General features: G+C 60.3%; 15 protein-coding genes. All 15 read left to right on the top strand.

Annotation, left to right across the window (positions count from 1 at the left end; all coding sequences use genetic code 11):
- The first annotated feature begins 1 nt into the window (after nt 1).
- The gene (locus LHAB_RS01110; RefSeq protein ID WP_090043539.1) at nt 2-1,714 is read left to right on the top strand and encodes an NADH-ubiquinone oxidoreductase-F iron-sulfur binding region domain-containing protein; all 1,713 of its coding nucleotides are present in this window, start codon (nt 2-4) and stop codon (nt 1,712-1,714) included.
- Nucleotides 1,711-4,497 (top strand): formate dehydrogenase subunit alpha, encoded by a 2,787-nt coding sequence (gene fdhF / locus LHAB_RS01105; protein WP_090043538.1) that lies wholly within the window; start codon nt 1,711-1,713, stop codon nt 4,495-4,497. The genes LHAB_RS01110 and fdhF overlap by 4 nt, the downstream gene beginning before the upstream one ends.
- A 79-nt stretch (nt 4,498-4,576) precedes the next feature.
- Complete coding sequence (locus tag LHAB_RS01100; protein ID WP_090043537.1) at nt 4,577-6,061, top strand: sensor histidine kinase; 1,485 nt, start codon at nt 4,577-4,579, stop codon at nt 6,059-6,061.
- Nucleotides 6,062-6,090: 29 nt separating this feature from the next.
- Nucleotides 6,091-6,648, top strand: a complete 558-nt coding sequence (locus LHAB_RS01095) for a DUF3305 domain-containing protein (RefSeq protein ID WP_090043536.1) — start codon at nt 6,091-6,093, stop codon at nt 6,646-6,648.
- Complete coding sequence (locus LHAB_RS01090; RefSeq protein WP_090043535.1) at nt 6,645-7,334, top strand: DUF3306 domain-containing protein; 690 nt, start codon at nt 6,645-6,647, stop codon at nt 7,332-7,334. Before LHAB_RS01095 ends, LHAB_RS01090 begins: the two co-directional genes overlap by 4 nt.
- Nucleotides 7,294-9,411 (top strand): 4Fe-4S dicluster domain-containing protein, encoded by a 2,118-nt coding sequence (locus LHAB_RS01085; RefSeq protein ID WP_090043534.1) that lies wholly within the window; start codon nt 7,294-7,296, stop codon nt 9,409-9,411. The genes LHAB_RS01090 and LHAB_RS01085 overlap by 41 nt, the downstream gene beginning before the upstream one ends.
- Before the next feature lie 9 nt (nt 9,412-9,420).
- Entirely contained in the window at nt 9,421-10,047 is a 627-nt protein-coding gene (locus LHAB_RS01080) for a TorD/DmsD family molecular chaperone (RefSeq protein WP_090043533.1), read from the top strand.
- A gap of 144 nt (nt 10,048-10,191) precedes the next feature.
- On the top strand, nt 10,192-11,325 hold the full coding sequence (locus LHAB_RS01075) for a TRAP transporter substrate-binding protein (RefSeq protein WP_228763298.1): 1,134 nt from the start codon (nt 10,192-10,194) through the stop codon (nt 11,323-11,325).
- Nucleotides 11,326-11,393: 68 nt separating this feature from the next.
- Complete coding sequence (locus tag LHAB_RS01070) at nt 11,394-12,017, top strand: TRAP transporter small permease subunit (protein WP_090043531.1); 624 nt, start codon at nt 11,394-11,396, stop codon at nt 12,015-12,017.
- Nucleotides 12,014-13,969, top strand: coding sequence for a TRAP transporter large permease (locus tag LHAB_RS01065; RefSeq protein ID WP_090043530.1), 1,956 nt, complete (start codon nt 12,014-12,016; stop codon nt 13,967-13,969). The genes LHAB_RS01070 and LHAB_RS01065 overlap by 4 nt, the downstream gene beginning before the upstream one ends.
- A gap of 227 nt (nt 13,970-14,196) precedes the next feature.
- Nucleotides 14,197-14,403 (top strand): formate dehydrogenase, encoded by a 207-nt coding sequence (locus tag LHAB_RS01060; protein ID WP_090043529.1) that lies wholly within the window; start codon nt 14,197-14,199, stop codon nt 14,401-14,403.
- A gap of 46 nt (nt 14,404-14,449) precedes the next feature.
- Nucleotides 14,450-17,410: a formate dehydrogenase subunit alpha gene (locus tag LHAB_RS01055; protein WP_090043528.1), complete on the top strand. Its 2,961-nt coding sequence runs from the start codon at nt 14,450-14,452 to the stop codon at nt 17,408-17,410.
- Between the two features lie 18 nt (nt 17,411-17,428).
- On the top strand, nt 17,429-18,040 hold the full coding sequence (gene fdh3B / locus LHAB_RS01050) for a formate dehydrogenase FDH3 subunit beta (protein WP_090043527.1): 612 nt from the start codon (nt 17,429-17,431) through the stop codon (nt 18,038-18,040).
- Nucleotides 18,041-18,042: 2 nt separating this feature from the next.
- On the top strand, nt 18,043-18,267 hold the full coding sequence (locus LHAB_RS01045; protein ID WP_090043526.1) for a hypothetical protein: 225 nt from the start codon (nt 18,043-18,045) through the stop codon (nt 18,265-18,267).
- Between the two features lie 17 nt (nt 18,268-18,284).
- Complete coding sequence (locus LHAB_RS01040) at nt 18,285-19,460, top strand: formate dehydrogenase subunit gamma (RefSeq protein WP_090043829.1); 1,176 nt, start codon at nt 18,285-18,287, stop codon at nt 19,458-19,460.
- Nucleotides 19,461-19,462: the final 2 nt, after the last annotated feature.

The raw sequence follows: 19,462 nt of genomic DNA, 5'->3' as shown, positions 1-19,462 counted from the left end.
CATGGCGAACGCTACCCACATTGGCCTGGACCAGGTTCGCCAGCAACTGCGCCAGCCCCGCGCCCAATTGAAAGGCCGCCAGGCCTCGGATGAGGCCCGCGCTGAGGTGCGCACCCTCATCGGCCTGCCGCCCAAAGACGGCCACCGCCGGGACCTGCTGATCGAACACCTGCATGTGCTCAACGACCACTTCCACGGCCTGTTCGAGCGCCACATCGTGGCCTTGGCCGCCGAAATGCGCCTGTCGGTGGTCGAGGTGTTCGAGGTCGCTTCTTTCTACCACCACTTCGAGATCCTGAAAGACGAGGCAACCGCGCCACGGATCACCGTGCGGGTGTGCGACAGCCTGAGCTGCAGCCTGGCGGGCAGCGACACGCTGCTGCGTCAATTGCAAAACGATTTGCTGGACGTGAAAGTGGTGCCTGTGCCTTGTTTGGGACGTTGCGAGCAGGCGCCTGCCGCGCAGGTCGGCCAGCAGGCCGTGGCGCAAGCCACGGTGCAGACCGTGACCGAGCGGGTGGTCGCACAGCAAACGTCGCCCCATCCTTTGCCAGAGGCCATTCGGCTGGAGGCTTATCGGCAATCGGGCGGTTACCAACTGGCAATGCAGGTAGCGGCCGGTATTAAGGACCATGAATCGGTCATCCAGTGCCTGGAGTCTTCGGGCCTGCGGGGTTTGGGTGGCGCGGGTTTCCCGGCCGGGCGCAAATGGCGCATCGTGCGCAGCCAGCCCGGCCCACGTCTGATGGCGGTGAACATCGACGAGGGCGAGCCCGGCACCTTCAAGGACCGCACCTGTTTAGAGGCCGACCCGCACCGTTTTCTGGAAGGCGTGCTGATTGCCGCCAGCGTGGTGGGTTGCGAGGCGGTCTACATTTACCTGCGCGACGAGTACCACGAAGCGCGTGTCTTGCTCACGCAAGAAATCGCTGCATTGCAGGCCAAGCCGCCTTGCGCCTTGCCACGCATCGAACTGCGCCGGGGCGCGGGCGCGTACATCTGCGGCGAAGAGTCCGCCATGATTGAGAGCATCGAAGGCAAACGGGGCGAGCCGCGCATGCGCCCACCCTACATCGCCGAGGTGGGCCTGTTTGGTCGACCGACACTGGAACACAATTTCGAGACCTTGTACTGGATTCGCGAACTGTTGGAGCAGGGCGCGGACAGTTTTGCATCGCAAGGGCGGCATGGCCGAAAAGGCTTGCGCCGCTTCAGCGTGAGCGGGCGCGTCAAGCACCCGGGCGTCAAGCTCGCGCCCGCAGGCATCACCCTGCGCGAGTTGGTAGATGAATATTGCGGCGGTATGGCCGAGGAGCACACGCTTTACGCCTACCTGCCCGGTGGTGCCAGCGGCGGCATCTTGCCCGCGCGGCTGGCCGATGTGCCGCTGGACTTTGACACGCTGCAAACGCACGGTTGCTTCATCGGCTCGGCGGCCGTGATGGTGCTCAGCCAGCACGACAGCGCCCGCGAAGCGGCCCTGAACGTGATGCGCTTTTTTGCGCACGAAAGCTGCGGCCAGTGCACGCCTTGTCGCGTGGGCACCGACAAAGCCGCGCAACTCATGACCGCCCCAGTTTGGGATGCCGACACCTTGCAAGACTTGGCGCAGGTGATGGGCGACGCGTCGATTTGCGGTCTGGGACAGGCCGCGCCCAACCCGATCCGGTGTGTGCTGCAGTATTTCCCGCACGAAGTGGGGGCACCAGCATGAGCACCGTTCAATTCACCCTCAACGGGCAAAGCGTCGAGGCACCAGCCGGCCAAAGCATTTTCAAAATCGCCAAAGAGCTGGGCATCGCCATCCCGCATCTGTGCCACAAGGAGGGCCTGGCCCCTGACGGCAACTGCCGCGCCTGCGTGGTCGAAGTGCAAGGCGAGCGCACGCTGGCCCCCAGCTGCTGCCGCAGCGCCACGCCCGGCATGCAGGTGCAAACGAACAGCGAACGTGCGGTCAAAAGCCAAAAAATGGTGCTCGAGATGCTGTTGGCCGATCTGCCCGAGCAGGGCTACAAATGGCTGGACGACCGCGCCGAAGCCCCGCATGGCGAACTGAGCCAATGGGCCGAACACCACGGGGTGCAGGTGCGCCCGGCATTGGCTCAATTGCGCCGCGAGGCGGTGTCCGCCGACCTGTCGCACCCAGCCATGGCCGTGAATCTGGACGCTTGCATCCAGTGCAACCGCTGTGAACGTGCTTGCCGCGACCTGCAGGTCAACGATGTGATTGGCCTGGCATTTCGGGGCGCGCACACGCAGGTGGTGTTTGACTTGGCCGACCCGATGGGGGGCAGCAGTTGTGTGGGTTGCGGCGAATGCGTGCAGGCCTGCCCGACGGGGGCGCTCATGCCCAAGAGCCACATGGGTCCGCAAAAAGTGGACCGCGAAGTCGACTCGGTGTGTCCGTTTTGTGGCGTGGGTTGTCTGGTCACTTACCAGGTCAAGGACGAAAAAATCATCAGTGTGAAGGGGCGCGAAGGCCCGGCCAACGAAGGGCGTTTGTGTGTCAAGGGCCGATTTGGCATGGACTACATCCACAGCCCGGACCGCATCACCCAGCCGCTGATCCGAAAGCCAGGCGTGGCCAAAGACCTGGGCCTGATCGATGGCCACACCGACTGGCGCGAAGTCTTTCGTGAAGCCACTTGGGAAGAAGCGCTCGACCTGGCCACCCAGCCGCTCAACACCTTGCGCCAGCAACACGGCCCCAAGTCACTCGCCGGTTTTGGCTCAGCCAAAGGCAGCAACGAAGAGGCTTACCTGTTCCAGAAGTTGGTGCGCACCGGCTTTGGCAGCAACAACGTGGACCATTGCACCCGCCTGTGCCACGCGTCCAGCGTGGCGGCCTTGCTCGAAGGTGTGGGCTCTGGCGCAGTGAGCAACCCGGTGCGCGATGTCGAGCATTCAGACCTGATCATCGTCATTGGCTCCAACCCCACCAGCAACCACCCGGTGGCGGCCACCTGGATGAAGAACGCCGCCCAGCGCGGCACGCGCATCGTGCTGGCCGACCCGCGCATCACCGACATCGGCCGCCACACTTGGCGCACTTTGCAGTTCAAAGCCGACACCGACGTGGCGCTGCTCAATGCGATGCTGCACGTCATCGTGACCGAGAACCTGTGCGACGAAACTTTCTTGCGTGACCGTGCCGACAACGTGGCCGAACTCAAGGCCCATGTGCAGGACTTCACGCCCGAGGCCATGAGCGCGGTTTGCGGCATCCCGGCCGACACCCTCCGCGAGGTGGCGCGGGCCTATGCCACAGCCAAAGCTGCCATGATTTTGTGGGGCATGGGCGTGAGTCAGCATGTGCACGGCACCGACAACGTGCGCTGCCTGATCGCGCTGGCCAGCATCACGGGCCAGATTGGCCGCCCCGGCACGGGTCTGCACCCGCTGCGCGGCCAAAACAATGTGCAAGGCGCGAGCGACGCGGGCCTGATCCCGATGATGTACCCCAACTACCAGCGCGTCACCGACCCGTCGGCGCACGACTGGTTCGAAAAATTTTGGGGGACGAGGCTCGACGACCAGCCCGGCTACACCGTGGTCGAAATCATGCACAAGGCGCTCGCCCCCGACAGTGACCCGCACAAGGTCAGGGGCATGTACATCATGGGCGAGAACCCGGCCATGAGCGACCCGGACCTGAACCACGCCCGACACGCGCTGGCCAGCTTGCAGCACTTGGTGGTGCAGGACATCTTTTTGACCGAAACCGCTTGGCTGGCCGATGTGGTGCTGCCAGCCAGCGCCTGGCCCGAAAAGACCGGCACCGTGAGCAACACCGACCGCACGGTGCAAATGGGCCGCCAGGCCGTGCAGCCGCCGGGCGATGCCAAGCCTGATTTGTGGATCATCCAGCAAATCGCCCAACGCATGGGTCTCAACTGGCAATACGCAGGCGCACACGAGGGTGTGGCCGAGGTCTATGAAGAAATGCGCCAGGCCATGGCCCCGGCGATTGGCGGCATCGACTGGGCGCGCCTGAACGCGGGCTCGGTCACTTACCCCTGTGTGAGCGCCGACGATCCGGGCCAGCCCATCGTATTCCATGACCATTTCCCGACGGCAGATGGCCGTGTGCGGATCATGACGGCCAGCCTGATCCCGGCCAACGAACAGCCCGATGCCGAGTACCCGATGGTGTTGATCACCGGGCGTCAACTGGAGCATTGGCACACCGGCAGCATGACGCGGCGCGCCACCGTGCTCGATGCGCTGGAGCCTGCAGCCACGGCGTCCATGTGCAGCGTTGATCTCGGTCGACTGGGCCTGCAGGCCGGGCAGCGCGTGCGCATTGCATCGCGCCGGGGTCAGGTGGCGCTGCAACTGCGATGTGACGATGGCACGCCTGAGGGCACGGTGTTCATCCCGTTTGCCTACCAAGAGGCGGCGGCTAACTTGCTGACCAATTCGGCGTTGGACCCGTTTGGCAAGATCCCGGAGTTCAAGTACTGCGCTGTACAAGTCTCTGCACTACAGCCTTCATAATCCTGCGCTGACCGTCTTGGGTTCTGCACAGTTTGTGGGGCACCCAAGCCCTCCACAGATTCAGGTCGGGGAATTTCACTTGAACATCGACGTGCAAGCCATCTTTTGGATGGATGCTTTTCTCTACCTGATGCTGCATTCGGCCATCTGGTACGGCATGGCGCGCTACCGCAGTGGCCTGGTCACCTTGTGGAGTGTCTCGGGCCTCTCCAGCGCGGTGGGGGTGTTGGTGCTGGGCAGTCGTGGCATTTTGCCCACCGCTGCGGTGGTCTTTTGGGGTGTACTGCTCATGGCGCTGGGCAATTTTGGGCGCCAAGTTGCCTTGCGCTCCCTGGATGGTCCAGCTGATCGCCTCTGGTTGTGGGGCATGGCGGCGTTCAATGGCGCTTACCTGTTGGTCACCTATGGCTATTATTTTTCGGGCGGTTCTGAAGCTGGCGTGATCCTGCTTTTTTACGGGTTCTACACCCTCAATTGCCTGGAGTACGTGGTGTCGGGTCGGCGCATTGCCACCACACACGACCCTTTTGGCTCCCGTGCTGTGCAGTCGGCCGGGTGGCTGCTGGTGCTCACATTGGGCATCAAGACGGTTGCCATACTGGGCGGTTGGGGTGCGGCGGATTTGTATGACATGTCTTGGGATCAGGCGGTGGTGTTTGCGGGGCAGTTTGTCGCGGTCACCATGCTCAGTGTGGGCTTCATGCAAATTTTTGTGGACCACATGCACAAAGCGCAAATTCGTGCCGAGCAAGGTCTGGCGCGCGAGCAGGAGCGTTCGAGCCTCCTTCGTCAACACTCCCAAGATTTGTCCACGCTGCTCAGTGAGCGCGAAGAAATCATCCGCCAGTTGACGCTGTCCAACAAGTCGGCGGGCATGGGGGCGCTGGTGGCCAGCATCGCCCACGAACTGAATCAGCCGCTCACCACCATTGTGCTCAAAACCGAGCTGATCGAGTCGCATCTGCAGCGCAATCGCGATCCCCAAGCAGCTCTGGCCGAGGCCCACAAGCTGGCCGATCTGATTCGGGAGGATACCCGCCATGCTGCTGCCATCATCCGTGCCTTGCGCAGCATGTTTGCGACCGGCAGGGGGGAATATGCCCGGCTCGACCTGGCCCAAGCGGTGCGCGATGTGGTCAACATCGTGAATGCCCACGCCAAGCGTTCGGACATCGCGTTCGACATCAAGCTGACCGAGCCCTTGATGTTGACGGGCGATGCCACCCAGTTGCAGCAAGTGGTGCTCAATTTGTTGAACAACGCGATCGATGCGTTGGTCGAAAAACCAGGCCAGCCCTCCCGCATTGTCATTTCCGGGGAAGTGCGCTCCAACTGGGTTGAGCTGCGGATTGCCGACAATGGTTGTGGCATCGATGGGACCCAGAAGCAGGATGTCTTTGCGCTGTTCAAGACCTCCAAATCCCAAGGCATGGGTGTGGGCTTGTGGCTGAGTCAATCCATTGTGGAATCACATGGGGGGCGTTTGAGCTTTGAGAGCGAGGCGGGCCAAGGTACGGTATTCTTGCTTGCTTTGCCCTCATTCAAGTATGTGTTGGGTTCCTGAGCCTTCAATTCGCCAAAGGTGGTTTGTCCATGTCTTCACGTCCACAAATTGATGTGGCAGTTCTGATGCGCCGCGAGGCGGTACAAGGCCCGATGGCGCGTTGGCAAGCTTGGCGTTGGATATTGGCCGATGTGGTGCCCAACGAGGCGGGCTTTGGCACAGACCCGCGCAGCCTGCGCCAATCTGGGGCCGAGTCGCTCTGGCTTTATCCGGGCTGGCCAGTGACGCTGTTCACCGACGACGCGGAAGGTTACTGGCTCAACGCCACATCGCCCACACCTTGCTACTTTGTCATGTGGCGTCTCATCGATGGGCAAGACGGCAGCGAGCCGATGGCTGTGCCGCAAGCCGTGAGCCTGAGTTACCACGACGCTGGCCGTTGGCTGGACGCACAGGAAACCGTGGAGACCATTCCTGCCCCCGCCGATGTCGTGGCCTGGATGCACAGCTTTGCCGAGCAGCACTTTGTGCCCGAAGAAAAAAAGCGCCAGCGCCCCCAAAGTTTCCAGCGCCTGACAGACCGTTTTGGTCAACCCGTCTCGGTCAGCACCGACAGCAAACGCAAAGGCGCAAGGCCGGACGCATGAGCGACAACTTTTTCAGCCGTTGGTCTCGCCGCAAGCAGGGCCTGGAGCCGGGAGAAGCTCCGCCGCCAGAGTCTGTGCCGCGGGTTGCGCCTGCAAAGGAAGCTTCGCCCTCCGGGCTTGGGCCCGATGCACCGCCGCCGCACCCAGTGCCAGGCCGCACGGTCACCGCCGAGGCCCCCTTGCCGGCCGATGCGCCGCAGCCTGCGCTGCCCACCATGGCCGACGTGCAAGGGCTCACGCCGGCCTCTGATTTTCAGACCTTCATGCGCCAAGGCGTGCCTGGGGAGGTGCGCAATGCCGCCATGAAGAAGCTCTTCACCGATCCGCACTTCAATGTGATGGACGGTTTGGACATTTACATTGGCGACTACAACACCCCAGACCCTTTGCCTGCAGGTATGCTCGAAAAAATGGTCGGGGCCGAGCTGTTGAACCTCTTCCCCAAAAAAGACCCAGCCGACACGCCGCAGACCGAGGCCAGCGAGGCGCAGGAAAACCACGCAAAAAGTCCCGACGAGACGCAAGTCTCGCCACTTGTGGCACAGTCGCCATCCTCAACGACACAGGCACTGCAGCCCATACCGGCGCTGCAAGCTTCCGAAACGACAGCACATGACCACCCTGATTTGCAATTGCAACCAAACCATGCCCCTGCAAGCCCAAGCCCTGGGGCAAGCACTGGGTGAAGACCTGACACTGCACACCACCTTGTGCCGACGTGAGGCCGGACAATTCCAGAAAGCCGTGAAAACCGGTGAGACCGTGGTGGTGGCCTGCACCCAAGAAAAACGTCTGTTTTCTGAGCTGGCCGAGCAAACCGAAGGCGCGATTTCGCCCATTCGCTTTGTCAACATTCGCGAAACCGGCGGCTGGGGCCACGAGGCTGCGCACGCCACACCCAAAATGGCTGCCTTGCTGGCCGCTGCCCGCTTGCCCGAGCCAGAACCTGTGCCGACGGTCACCTACAAAAGCGAAGGCCGTGTGCTCATCATCGGGCCCATCGATGACGCCGAGCGCGCTGCCACCCTCTTGGCCGACGCGATGCAGGTCACGATTTTTGCCCAGGGCCCGGGCCAGGCCGGGGGCAGCCAAGAGCGCCGTTTTCCGGTGGTGGCCGGGCGCCTGCAAGGGCTCCAAGGTTGGCTGGGCGCTTTCGAGGTGTCGTGGGACGCGAGCAATCCGATTGACCTGGACCTGTGCACCCGCTGCAACGCCTGCGTGGCCGCCTGCCCCGAGCAGGCCATTGGTCTCGATTACCAAGTGGACCTGTCGCGCTGCTCATCGCACCGCGACTGCGTGAAGGTGTGTGAAGCCGCCGGCGCGATCGATTTCTCGCGCGATGCCCGCCCGCAAACCGAGCGCTTCGATGTCGTGCTGGACTTGCGTGGCGAAACAGCCTCGCCCACCTTCACCTCGCACGCTTTGCCTCAGGGTTACTTCCGCTGGGACGGGCAAGACCTGCCAACCTTGCTGAAGGTGCGCGAACTGGTCGGGGAGTTTGAAAAGCCCCGCTTTTTTGCCTACAAACAAAAGCTCTGCGCGCACAGCCGCAACGAACAAGTCGGCTGCAGCGCTTGCATCGACATCTGCTCGGCCGAAGCCGTGCGCTCCGACAAAAGCCGCCAGCAAATCGTGGTCAACCCCAATTTGTGCGTGGGCTGCGGCGCGTGCACCACGGCGTGCCCTACTGGCGCGCTGACTTACGCCTATCCGCGCCCGGCAGAGCAGGGCGCGAAGATCCGCGCATTGCTCTCGGCTTACCAGGCTGCTGGCGGGCGCGATGCCGCCTTGCTGTTGCACAGCCAAGAAAAAGGCCAGGCTCTGATCGATGAACTCGGTCGCGGTGCGCAGCTGGGTGTCATGCAAGGCGTGCCGGCCCGCGTGATGCCCGTGGCTTTGTGGCACACCGCCAGTGTGGGCATGGAGCTGTGGCTCTCGGCCGTGGCCTATGGCGCACGGCAAGTCCTGGTCTTGCTCACCGACGAAGAAGCGCCGCCATACCGCGCAGCCCTCATGGAACAAATGGCCGTGGCGCAAAGCCTGCTCCACGGCCTGGGTTACACCGGCGTGCATTTTCAGCTCATCGAAGCCAAAACCGCCACATCTTTGGATGGTGATTTGCAGCGCCTGTGCGCCCGCAGCCTCAAGTCCGCCAGCCTGCCCACTGGCCCGGCCATCTCAGCCCGCCACGCGGTGCAGGCCGAAAAGCGCAGCAACCTGGAGCTGGTCATCGACCACTTGATGGCCCAGTCTCCCGTGATGGCCATGGACGAGACCCGTCGCCCCAAAGCCCTGGACTTGCCAGCGGCCGGCTCCCCACTGGGCACCATCGTGGTCGATGCCAATAAGTGCACGCTGTGCATCAGCTGCGTGGGCGCATGCCCCTCTTCGGCGCTGCAAGACAACCCGCTGCAACCCGAGCTTCGTTTTGTTGAGAAAAACTGTGTGCAGTGCGGCCTGTGTGCCAAGACCTGCCCCGAAAACGCGATCACACTGCAGCCTCGCTTGTCGCTGCAGCCCGAGCGCACCCAGGTGCGTGTTTTGCACGGCAGCCCCCCTTACGCCTGCATCCGCTGCAGCAAACCGTTTGGCACGCTCAAAGGCATCGAAGCCATGCTCGGCCGCCTGGCCGGGCACAGCATGTTCCAAGGCGCGGCCCTGGAGCGCCTGAAAATGTGCGGCGACTGCCGCGTGGTGGACATGTTCACCGATGAAAATCAGGTGCGCGTCCCGGGTGCCAACACACCTTCCAAACCCCAATAATTTGTTGCCATGAGCCAAGATCTGAACCTGTCCGCCAGCAGCCACGCGCTGGACGAAGAAACCGCACGTGCCGAAGTCTATGGCCTGTTGTCACAGCTGTATTACCAGGCCCCCGGCGAAGAGTTGCTGGGCCAGCTGCAAGTCGCGGTCACCGAGGCGCCCGACGCCGGTGGTTTTTTGGAGGAGCCTTGGCGTGAACTGGTGGCTTGCGCCCGCAGCCTGAGCCAGGCGCAAATCGCGGCCGAATACACCGGCCTGTTTGGCGGTGTGGGCAAACCCGAGGTCTATTTGTTCGGATCGCACTACCTCAGTGGCTTTCTGAACGAAAAACCGCTGGTGCGGCTGCGCGACGACCTGACCGAGCTGGGCCTGGCCCGCAGCGAGGCGATGCCTGAAACCGAAGACCATGTGGCCTATGTTTTTGAGGTCATGCGCTTTTTGATTGCCGGCGATGATGTGGCGGTGTCGAACCTGACGCGTCAACAAGCCTTTTTCACCCAGCATGTCCAATCGTGGTTGCCCGCCCTGTGCCAGACCTTGCAAGGCCATCCCCGTGCTGTTTTCTATGCGCGGCTGTCGGCTTTCACCGAAGCCTTCATCAGCGTCGAAGCGCAAGGCTTCGATCTGGTGGCGTGATTGAAAATTTTTCTGAGCCGAATTGAAATAAATGTCGGGGAGGGTGCGGGTTTTTACTTAGATTTCTGCGGCCAGCTCCTCCGATAATGGTAACCAAGCGGTAACTTTTTACGCTTAAAAGTTCAACAACCACTGGAGACCTCCTTGACCGAAGCCCAAACCCCACGCCGTCGCAACCTCCTCAAAGGCGCAGCTGTCGCCGCAGGTGCCATTTCTGCCCCCATGATCGCCAAGGCCCAGACCGGCCCGATCAGCATGCGCTGGCAGAGCACTTGGCCCGCCAAGGACATCTTCCATGAGTACGCCTTGGACTACGCCAAGAAGGTCAACGACATGACCGGTGGCGATCTGAAGATCGAAGTGTTGCCCGCTGGCGCTGTGGTGCCTGCGTTTGGTTTGCTCGAAGCCGTGTCCAAAGGCACGTTGGACGGCGGCCACGGCGTGTTGGGTTACCACTACGGCAAGCAAAACGCTTTGGCCCTGTGGAGCTCCGGCCCCGCCTTCGGCATGGACGCCAACATGATCCTGGCTTGGCACAAGTACGGCGGCGGCGCTGAGCTGCTGGCCAAGTTGTACGCCTCTATCGGCGGTAACGTTCAGTCCTTCCTCTACGGCCCCATGTCCACACAGCCTTTCGGCTGGTTCAAGAAGCCGATCACCAAAGCTTCTGATCTGAAAGGCCTGAAGTTCCGTACCAACGGCTTGGCCATTGACCTGTTCACCGCCATGGGCGCTGCCGTGAATGCCTTGCCAGGCGGCGAAATCGTGCCAGCCATGGACCGCGGTTTGCTCGACGGTGCTGAATTCAACAACGCCACCTCTGACCGTATTTTGGGTTTCCCCGACGTCTCCAAAGTCTGCATGCTGCAAAGCTACCACCAGAGCGCCGAGACGTTTGAGATCATGTTCAACAAGACCAAATACGACGCGCTGCCAGCCAAGTTGAAGTCTGTGATCGCGATCGCGACAGAGGCCGCTTCGGCCGACATGTCTTGGAAAGCCATCGACCGTTATTCCAAGGATTACGTCGAACTGCAAACCAAAGACAAGGTCAAGTTCTTCAAGACGCCTGATGCGATCTTGCAAGAGCAGCTGAAAGTTTGGACCGAAATCTTGGAGAAGAAGTCTGCAGAAAACCCCATCTTCAAAGAGGTGGTCGCTTCTCAAAAGGCTTTCGCAGTTCGCGCTGTGAAGTGGGACCAAGACACCAACATCAGCCGTCGCATGGCTGTGAACCATTTCTTCGGAGCCAAAGCGGCACCCGCGAAAAAAGGTTGATTTTTATTTGACAGTTTTGTCAGCCATCCAGGTCTCCTGGATGGCTGATTCATTTATGTGGTTCCCTTATGCAAACCCTGTTGCTCTTTATTGACAAAGTCAGCACTTGGATTGGCCAGTTTTTTTCCTGGTTGATCGTGGCTTTGACTTTCATGATTTCCTGGGAGGTTTTCTCCCGTTATGTGTTGGACAACCCCCACGCCTGGGCCTTTGACGTCATGAGCATGATGTACGGATCGCTCTTCATGATGGCCGGTGCTTATACCTTGTCCAAAAACGGCCACGTGCGCGGCGATGTGCTCTATGGCTTTTTCCCGCCTCGACTGCAGGCCTGGCTTGATCTGATTCTTTACATCTTGTTCTTCATTCCTGGTGTGGTGGCTTTGGCCTACGCCGGCTACGGCTTTGCAGCCGAGTCTTGGGCCATCAACGAACACTCCAACATCACGGCCGACGGCCCACCTGTTTACCCCTTCAAGACCATTTTGCCCATTGCAGGTGCTTTCCTGTTGGCCCAAGGCCTGGTTGAAATCGTTCGCTGCATTGTCTGCATCAAGCAAGGCGAATGGCCCAAGCGCGGCGATGACGTGGACGAAGTCGACGTCGAAAAACTCAAGGAAATGGTCAACGTCAAAGACGAAGACATCGCCAAGTTGGGCGAGCTGGCAACTGCCAAGGGAAATCAAAAATGAAAAAAGAAGTCTGGTTTGGCCTGACGATCATGGCCATGGTCGTGCTCGCGGCCTTTGTATTGTTGCCATCTCCTGCTGAAATGACCAACGGTCATCTGGGCTTGTTGATGCTGGCCTTGGTGGTGGTGGCGATCATGTTGGGTTTTCCAACCGCCTTCACCTTGATGGGCATGGGCATGATCTTCGCGTGGATCGCCTACAAAAGCCAAAACCCCGATTTGGCGGTTCAGCAAACCTTGGACCTGATGGTCCAGCGTGCCTATTCGGTCATGTCCAACGACGTGCTGATCTCGATTCCCTTGTTTGTTTTCATGGGCTACCTCATTGAACGAGCCAACCTGATCGAAAAGCTCTTCAAGAGCATGCACTTGGCCATGGCCCGTTTGCCCGGCTCTTTGGCCGTGGCCACCATCGTGACCTGCGCGATTTTCGCCACGGCCACGGGCATTGTGGGTGCCGTGGTCACACTCATGGGTTTGTTGGCGCTGCCCGCCATGCTGAGGGCAGGTTACAGCGTGCAACTGTCTGCGGGAGCCATCACCGCAGGTGGTTGTCTGGGCATCCTGATTCCGCCGTCGGTCATGTTGATCGTCTATGGCGCGACCGCTGGTGTGTCGGTCGTCAAGCTGTATGCGGGCGCATTCTTTCCTGGTGTCATGCTGGCCACTTTGTACGTTCTGTACGTGGTCATCATTGCCAAAATCAAGCCCAGCATGGCCCCGCCCATGTCGGCCGAAGACCGCATCGTGCCTTTGCCGGCGTTTGCCCAAGTGGTGTCCAAAGACATCAGCAGCACTGTCTTGCCTGGCTTGATCGGTGCGATCAAGGGCAAACGCAATGCAGCCGTGCCTATGCGTGAGTTGCTCAACCATTTGGTCATTGCTTTGTTGCCGCTTTTGGCTGTGGCAGCGATCATGGGCACCATTTATTTCAAGGTCACAGCACCTTTGCCAGTCGAGGCGGTGGAGGGCGTGGTGGCCATGGGTGGCGAATTGTCTGACTCCGCTGACGGAGCCGAAGAAGAGGGTGAAAGCGTCAGTGGCTTGTCTGAGCCTGAAGCCGACGGCTTGAAGCAGCCACCCGGCACAGAATCTGTGCAGGCAGCAACTGCGCCGAATGTAGAAACAGCCAAAGAAGCCACACCTGCACCCGCTGCTGTGGCGGCCGCCGCTGAGACGCCTGCTTCTGCTGAACGTCAAGATGCACCCCTGTATTTCTGGATCGGTTTGGCCAGTTGCGCAGTGGCCTTGGCCATCTTTTATGCCTACTTCAGCTTTGTGCGCCTTGAGATCTTCAAGATGCTGCTGGGTTCGTTCTTCCCACTGGCCCTCATGATCTTGGCGGTGCTGGGCACCATCGTGTTTGGCTTGGCCACCCCCACCGAAGCGGCGGCCATGGGCTCCTTGGGCGGCTTGCTGCTCGCAGCCGCTTACCGACGCCTGAACTACGTGGTGCTGCGCGAGTCGGTGTACCTGACGGCCAAAACCAGCGCCATGGTGTGCTGGCTGTTTGTGGGCTCCAGCATTTTCTCGGCCGCGTTTGCGCTGCTGGGTGGGCAGGAGATCATCAACACTTGGGTGCTGGGCATGGATCTGACGCCGGTGCAGTTCATGATCCTGGCGCAGGTCGTCATCTTCTTGCTGGGCTGGCCGCTGGAGTGGACCGAGATCATCGTGATTTTCATGCCGATCTTCATTCCTTTGTTGCCTCACTTCGGCATTGATCCTTTGTTCTTCGGCTTGTTGGTGGCTTTGAACCTGCAGACCGCATTCCTGAGCCCCCCCGTGGCCATGGCAGCGTTCTATCTGAAGGGTGTGAGCCCACCGCACGTCACGCTCAACCAGATCTTTGCAGGCATGTTGCCCTTCATGGCGATCCAGGTCTTTGCGATCGTGTTGCTCTACATGTTCCCTGCCATCGGCATGTGGTTGCCTGAAGTCCTTTACAAGTAAGCAAACACCGTGCGCTCGCGCACACGAAACCTTGTGTTTTGTGTGTGCGGGCGTTTTTTTTGCCCATTGACTGCTCGTGCTGTCACCTTCTTGACGCCCAAGCCTTTGAAGTAAGGGTTTTTACATGGCCATCGCGCTGGCGAATCGCTAAGATCACCTATGCAAAACGTTGCTTAAGGCAGATGTTCTGGTGAGCGATCACCTTGTCCCTATTTCAGGAGTCTTTGATGTCTTCCAAAACTTCCTCTGTTTCACGTCGCAGCCTGTTTTCAGGTGCTGCCACGGTGGGCGCTGTGGCTGCCGTCACAGCTGTTCTGCCCGGTGTGGTCAAGCAAGCAGCACCTGCGGCTGTCGCCTTGCCCAAGCCTACCCGCGGCGGTGGTTACACCCTGAGCGAACACGTTCAGCAGTACTACAAGACGACCCGCGTCTGATTCACTTTTTCCTGTCCTTCCTGTTCATCCCCAACTGGAGCCCTCCATGTTGCTGACCAAAAAACAAACCGGTACCGCCGGTGCTGTCTCCTCCCCCTTCATCCACAGCCTGCGCCGTGGTTTGTCGCAGGCCTTGCCCACACTGGACCGCCGCAGTTTCCTGCGTCGCTCGGGTCTGGGCGTTGGTGTGGGCCTTGCCGCCTCACAACTGAGCTTGGTGCAAAAAGCCCAAGCCGCAACAAGCGCATCCATCGTGGGCGCTGGCAAGGTCGAAGTCAAACGCACCATCTGCACCCATTGCTCGGTGGGTTGCGCGGTCGATGCGGTGGTTGAAAACGGCGTCTGGGTGCGCCAAGAAGCCGTGTTCGATTCGCCCATCAACTTGGGTGCACATTGCGCCAAAGGTGCGGCGCTGCGCGAGCACGGTCACGGCGAGTACCGCCTGCGCTACCCCATGAAGCTGGTCAACGGGAAATACGAGCGCATCAGCTGGGACGTGGCCCTCAATGAGATCAGCGCCAAGATGCTGGAGCTGAAAAAAGCCAGCGGTCCGGACAGTGTTTACTACATCGGCTCGTCCAAGCACAACAACGAACAAGCCTATTTGCTGCGCAAGTTCGTCAGCTTCTGGGGCACCAACAACTGCGACCACCAGGCCCGCATTTGCCACTCCACCACGGTGGCCGGTGTGGCCAACACCTGGGGTTATGGCGCCATGACCAATTCGTACAACGACATGCAAAACAGCAAGGTCGCTTTGTACATCGGCTCCAACGCGGCCGAAGCCCACCCCGTGTCCATGCTGCACATGCTGCATGCCAAGGAAAACGGCTGCAAGATGATCGTGGTCGATCCTCGTTTCACCCGCACCGCGGCCAAGGCCGACGAGTACGTGCGCATCCGTTCGGGCACGGACATTCCTTTCCTGTTCGGTCTGGTGTATCACATCTTCAAGAACGGCTGGGAAGACAAGAAATACATCAACGACCGTGTGTATGGCATGGAGGCCGTCAAGGCCGATGTGATGGCCAAGTGGACACCTGACAAGGTGGAAGAGGCCTGTGGCGTCAAAGAAGAACAGATGTTCAAGATCGCCAAGATGCTGCACGACAACAACCCTGGCACCATTGTCTGGTGCATGGGCCAGACCCAGCACACGATTGGCAATGCCATGGTGCGTGCGTCCTGCATCTTGCAACTGGCGCTGGGCAATGTGGGCAAGACCGGTGGCGGCACCAACATTTTCCGTGGCCACGACAACGTGCAAGGCGCGACCGACGTGGGCCCCAACCCCGATTCATTGCCCGGCTACTACGGCTTGGCTGAAGGCTCGTGGAAGCACTTTGCCAACACCTGGGGTGTGGATTTCGAGTGGATCAAAAAGCAGTTCGCCAGCCCCGCCATGATGGGCAAGAACGGCATCACGGTGTCACGCTGGATCGACGGCGTGCTCGAAAACAACGAGCTGATCGACCAGGACAGCAACTTGCGCGGCGTGTTCTATTGGGGCCATGCCCCCAACTCCCAGACCCGGGGTCTGGACATGAAGCGCGCCATGGACAAGCTGGACCTGCTGGTGGTGGTGGACCCCTATCCATCGGCCACGGCCGCGATGGCTGCGATGCCCGGCAAAGCATCTGACCTCAACCCCAACCGCGCCGTTTACCTGTTGCCAGCCGCGACCCAGTTCGAGACCAGTGGTTCTTGCACCGCCTCCAACCGCTCCTTGCAATGGCGCGAGAAGGTCATCGATCCGCTGTGGGAGAGCCGCAGCGATCACATGATCATGCACCAACTGGCCGAAAAACTCGGGTTTGCCAAAGAGCTGTCCAAGAACTACAAGATGCAAAAGGTCAAGGGCATGGACGAGCCCGTGCCCGAGGACATCCTGCGCGAAATCAACAAGTGTGTCTGGACCATTGGCTACACCGGCCAAAGCCCAGAACGCCTGAAGGCCCACATGAAGAACATGAACGTGTTCGACGTGAAGACCTTGAAGGCCAAAGGCGGCAAGGACAAGGAAACCGGCTACGACTTCACGGGAGACTATTTCGGACTGCCATGGCCTTGCTATGGCACGCCCGAGATGAAGCACCCGGGCTCGCCCAACTTGTACGACACCTCCAAGCACGTCATGGACGGCGGCGGTAACTTCCGTGCCAACTTTGGCGTGGAGCGCGAAGGCAAGAGCCTGCTGGCCGAAGACGGCTCGCACTCGCTCGGTGCCGACATCACCACCGGTTATCCCGAACTCGACCACATCCTGCTGAAGAAACTCGGCTGGTGGGACGAGCTGACCGAGGCTGAAAAAGGCAAGGCCGAAGGCAAGAACTGGAAGACCGATTCGTCGGGCGGCATGATCCGTGTGTTCATGAAGAACCACGGCTGCCACCCGTTTGGCAATGCCAAGGCGCGTGCCGTGGTCTGGAACTTCCCCGATCCGATCCCGCAGCACCGCGAGCCTTTGTACGGCACCCGTCCAGACATGATGGCCAAGTACCCCACCCACGACGACCGCAAGGCCTTCTGGCGTTTGCCCACCTTGTTCAAGACCGTGCAGGACAAGAACATCGCCGACAAGATGCACGAAAAGTATCCGCTCATCCTCACCTCCGGCCGTTTGGTCGAGTACGAAGGCGGCGGCGAAGAAACCCGTTCCAACCCCTGGTTGGCCGAGTTGCAGCAAGAGGCCTATGTCGAGATCAACCCCAAGACCGCAGCCGACCGCGGCATCCGCGACGGCGACCGCGTTTGGTTGACCGGTGCTACCGGCGCTCGACTGGACGTTCAGGCCTTGGTGACCGAGCGTGTGGACACCGGCACGGTGTGGATGCCCTTCCACTTCTCGGGTCGTTGGCAAGGTGCCGACATGCTGGCGCACTACCCCAAAGGCGCTGCGCCCATCGTGCGCGGCGAGGCGGTCAACACCGCCACCACCTATGGTTATGACAGCGTCACCATGATGCAAGAGACCAAGACCACCATCTGCAACATCGAAAAAGCCTAAGCGCCCCAGGAGAACACGATGGCACGAATGAAATTCATCTGCGATGCAGAGCGCTGCATCGAATGCAACGGTTGCGTCACCGCTTGCAAAAACGAGCACGAAGTCCCGTGGGGCGTGAACCGCCGCCGCGTGGTCACCTTGAACGATGGCGTTCCCGGTGAAAAGTCGATCTCGGTGGCTTGCATGCACTGCTCCGATGCACCTTGCATGGCAGTTTGCCCCGTCAACTGCTTCTACAAAACCGAAGAAGGCGTGGTGCTGCACGACAAGGACATTTGCATTGGCTGCGGTTACTGCTCGTACGCCTGCCCGTTTGGTGCACCCCAGTTCCCGTCCAACGGCACCTTTGGCCTGCGTGGCAAGATGGACAAGTGCACCTTCTGCGCCGGCGGTCCAGAAGAGCACGGAAGCCAGTCCGAGTTCGAGAAATACGGTCGCAACCGATTGGCCGAAGGCAAGTTGCCGGCCTGCGCTGAAATGTGCTCCACCAAGGCGCTGCTCGCCGGCGACGGCGATGTCATCACCGATATCCTTCGCGGCCGGGTGATCAGTCGTGGCAAAGGTGCCGAAGTCTGGGGTTGGGGCACTGCCTACGGTAACCAAGCCCAGCCAGCCAAAAAAGGAGCCTGAACATGAAAGCAGCTTTCATTTTTTGCAGCGCCATTTTGTTGGTGGCTTGTGGCGAAAAACCGCAAGATGCCAAAGGTGTGCGCACCGACAAGCCGCCCTACAGCGGCACGGGCGTGGCAACTTTCACAGAACCTGGCTGGAAAGCCGGCGACAAAGACGGCTGGGCCAACCACCTCAAGGCCCGTGCCACTTACGGCCAAAACGACCACGTCCGCGCACCCAAGTGAGCGCCAAGGAGAAGTTCATGCGCCGCATGTTATTGACTTTTGGGCTCGCCATGGCGGTGTTGGGTGCATCTGCCCAAACACCAAGCCCGGCTGCGCCTGCGCCCGCTGCCCAGGCTGAAACCAGCCTGGGTGTGAAAAGCGCCAACATCTTCCAGATCGCGCCCAGTGCGGACGCCGATCCGAAGTACAAAGACCAGACCAACGCCGAGCGTAGCCAGGTCCAGCCTGGCAACAACGCGCCCGTGTGGCGCGCGGTGGGTCAGGGCGTGAGCGGCTACACCAGCCTGCCCAAAAGCCAGGCCCCCGAAGCCGGCAACCTGATCCAGCCCTTCGTCCAATACCCCGGCTCCCGTCTGGCTTCAGCCGGTGAATCCTGGCGTCAAGTGCGCAACAACATCATCATCCCTTATGGCGCTGCTTTGTTGCTGATTGCCGTGGGTGCGATGGCGCTGTTTTATTTCAGCAAAGGCACGATGGAGTTGCACGGCCAGGAAACCGGCCGGAAGATCGAACGCTTCACACCGTTTGAGCGATCGGCCCACTGGGCCAATGCCATCGCTTTTGTGTCGTTGGCCATTTCTGGCATCGTCATGGCCTACGGCAAGTTCTTTTTGTTGCCCATCATTGGCAGCACCTTGTTTGGCTGGTTGTCATTTGCTTTGAAGAACATCCACAACTTTGCAGGTCCGCTGTTCGCAGTGTCCTTGGTGATCGTGTTCGTCACTTTCGTCAAGGATAACTTGCCTTCCAAAGAAGATTGGGCGTGGATCGCCAAAGGCGGCGGCTTGTTCTCCGGCACCGAAGTGCCTTCGCACCGCTTCAATGCCGGTGAAAAGGTGGTGTTCTGGGGCGGTGTGTTGTTCCTCGGTTTGATCGTGGTGGGTTCTGGCTTGGTGCTGGACATGCTCATCCCCGGTCTGATCTACGAACGCGGCACCATGCAAATCGCAGCCATGATCCACGGCGTGGCCGCCTTGTTCATGATGGCCATGTTCATTGGTCACATTTACATGGGCACGATCGGCATGCGCGGCGCCTACAAAGCCATGCGCGAAGGCTATGTGGATGAAACTTGGGCCAAAGAGCACCATGAACTTTGGTACAACGACGTCAAGTCCGGCAAGATCCCTGCGCAGCGCTCTGTGCCTGCATCGGACGCCGCTGCGACACCCGCTAAAACGGCTTCGGTTTGAGC

This window comes from Limnohabitans sp. 2KL-27 (assembly GCF_001269345.1).
Classification (GTDB): domain Bacteria; phylum Pseudomonadota; class Gammaproteobacteria; order Burkholderiales; family Burkholderiaceae_C; genus Limnohabitans_A.
Note: the sequence above shows the minus strand (reverse complement) of the source record. Positions and strands in the feature narration are given on the sequence as shown.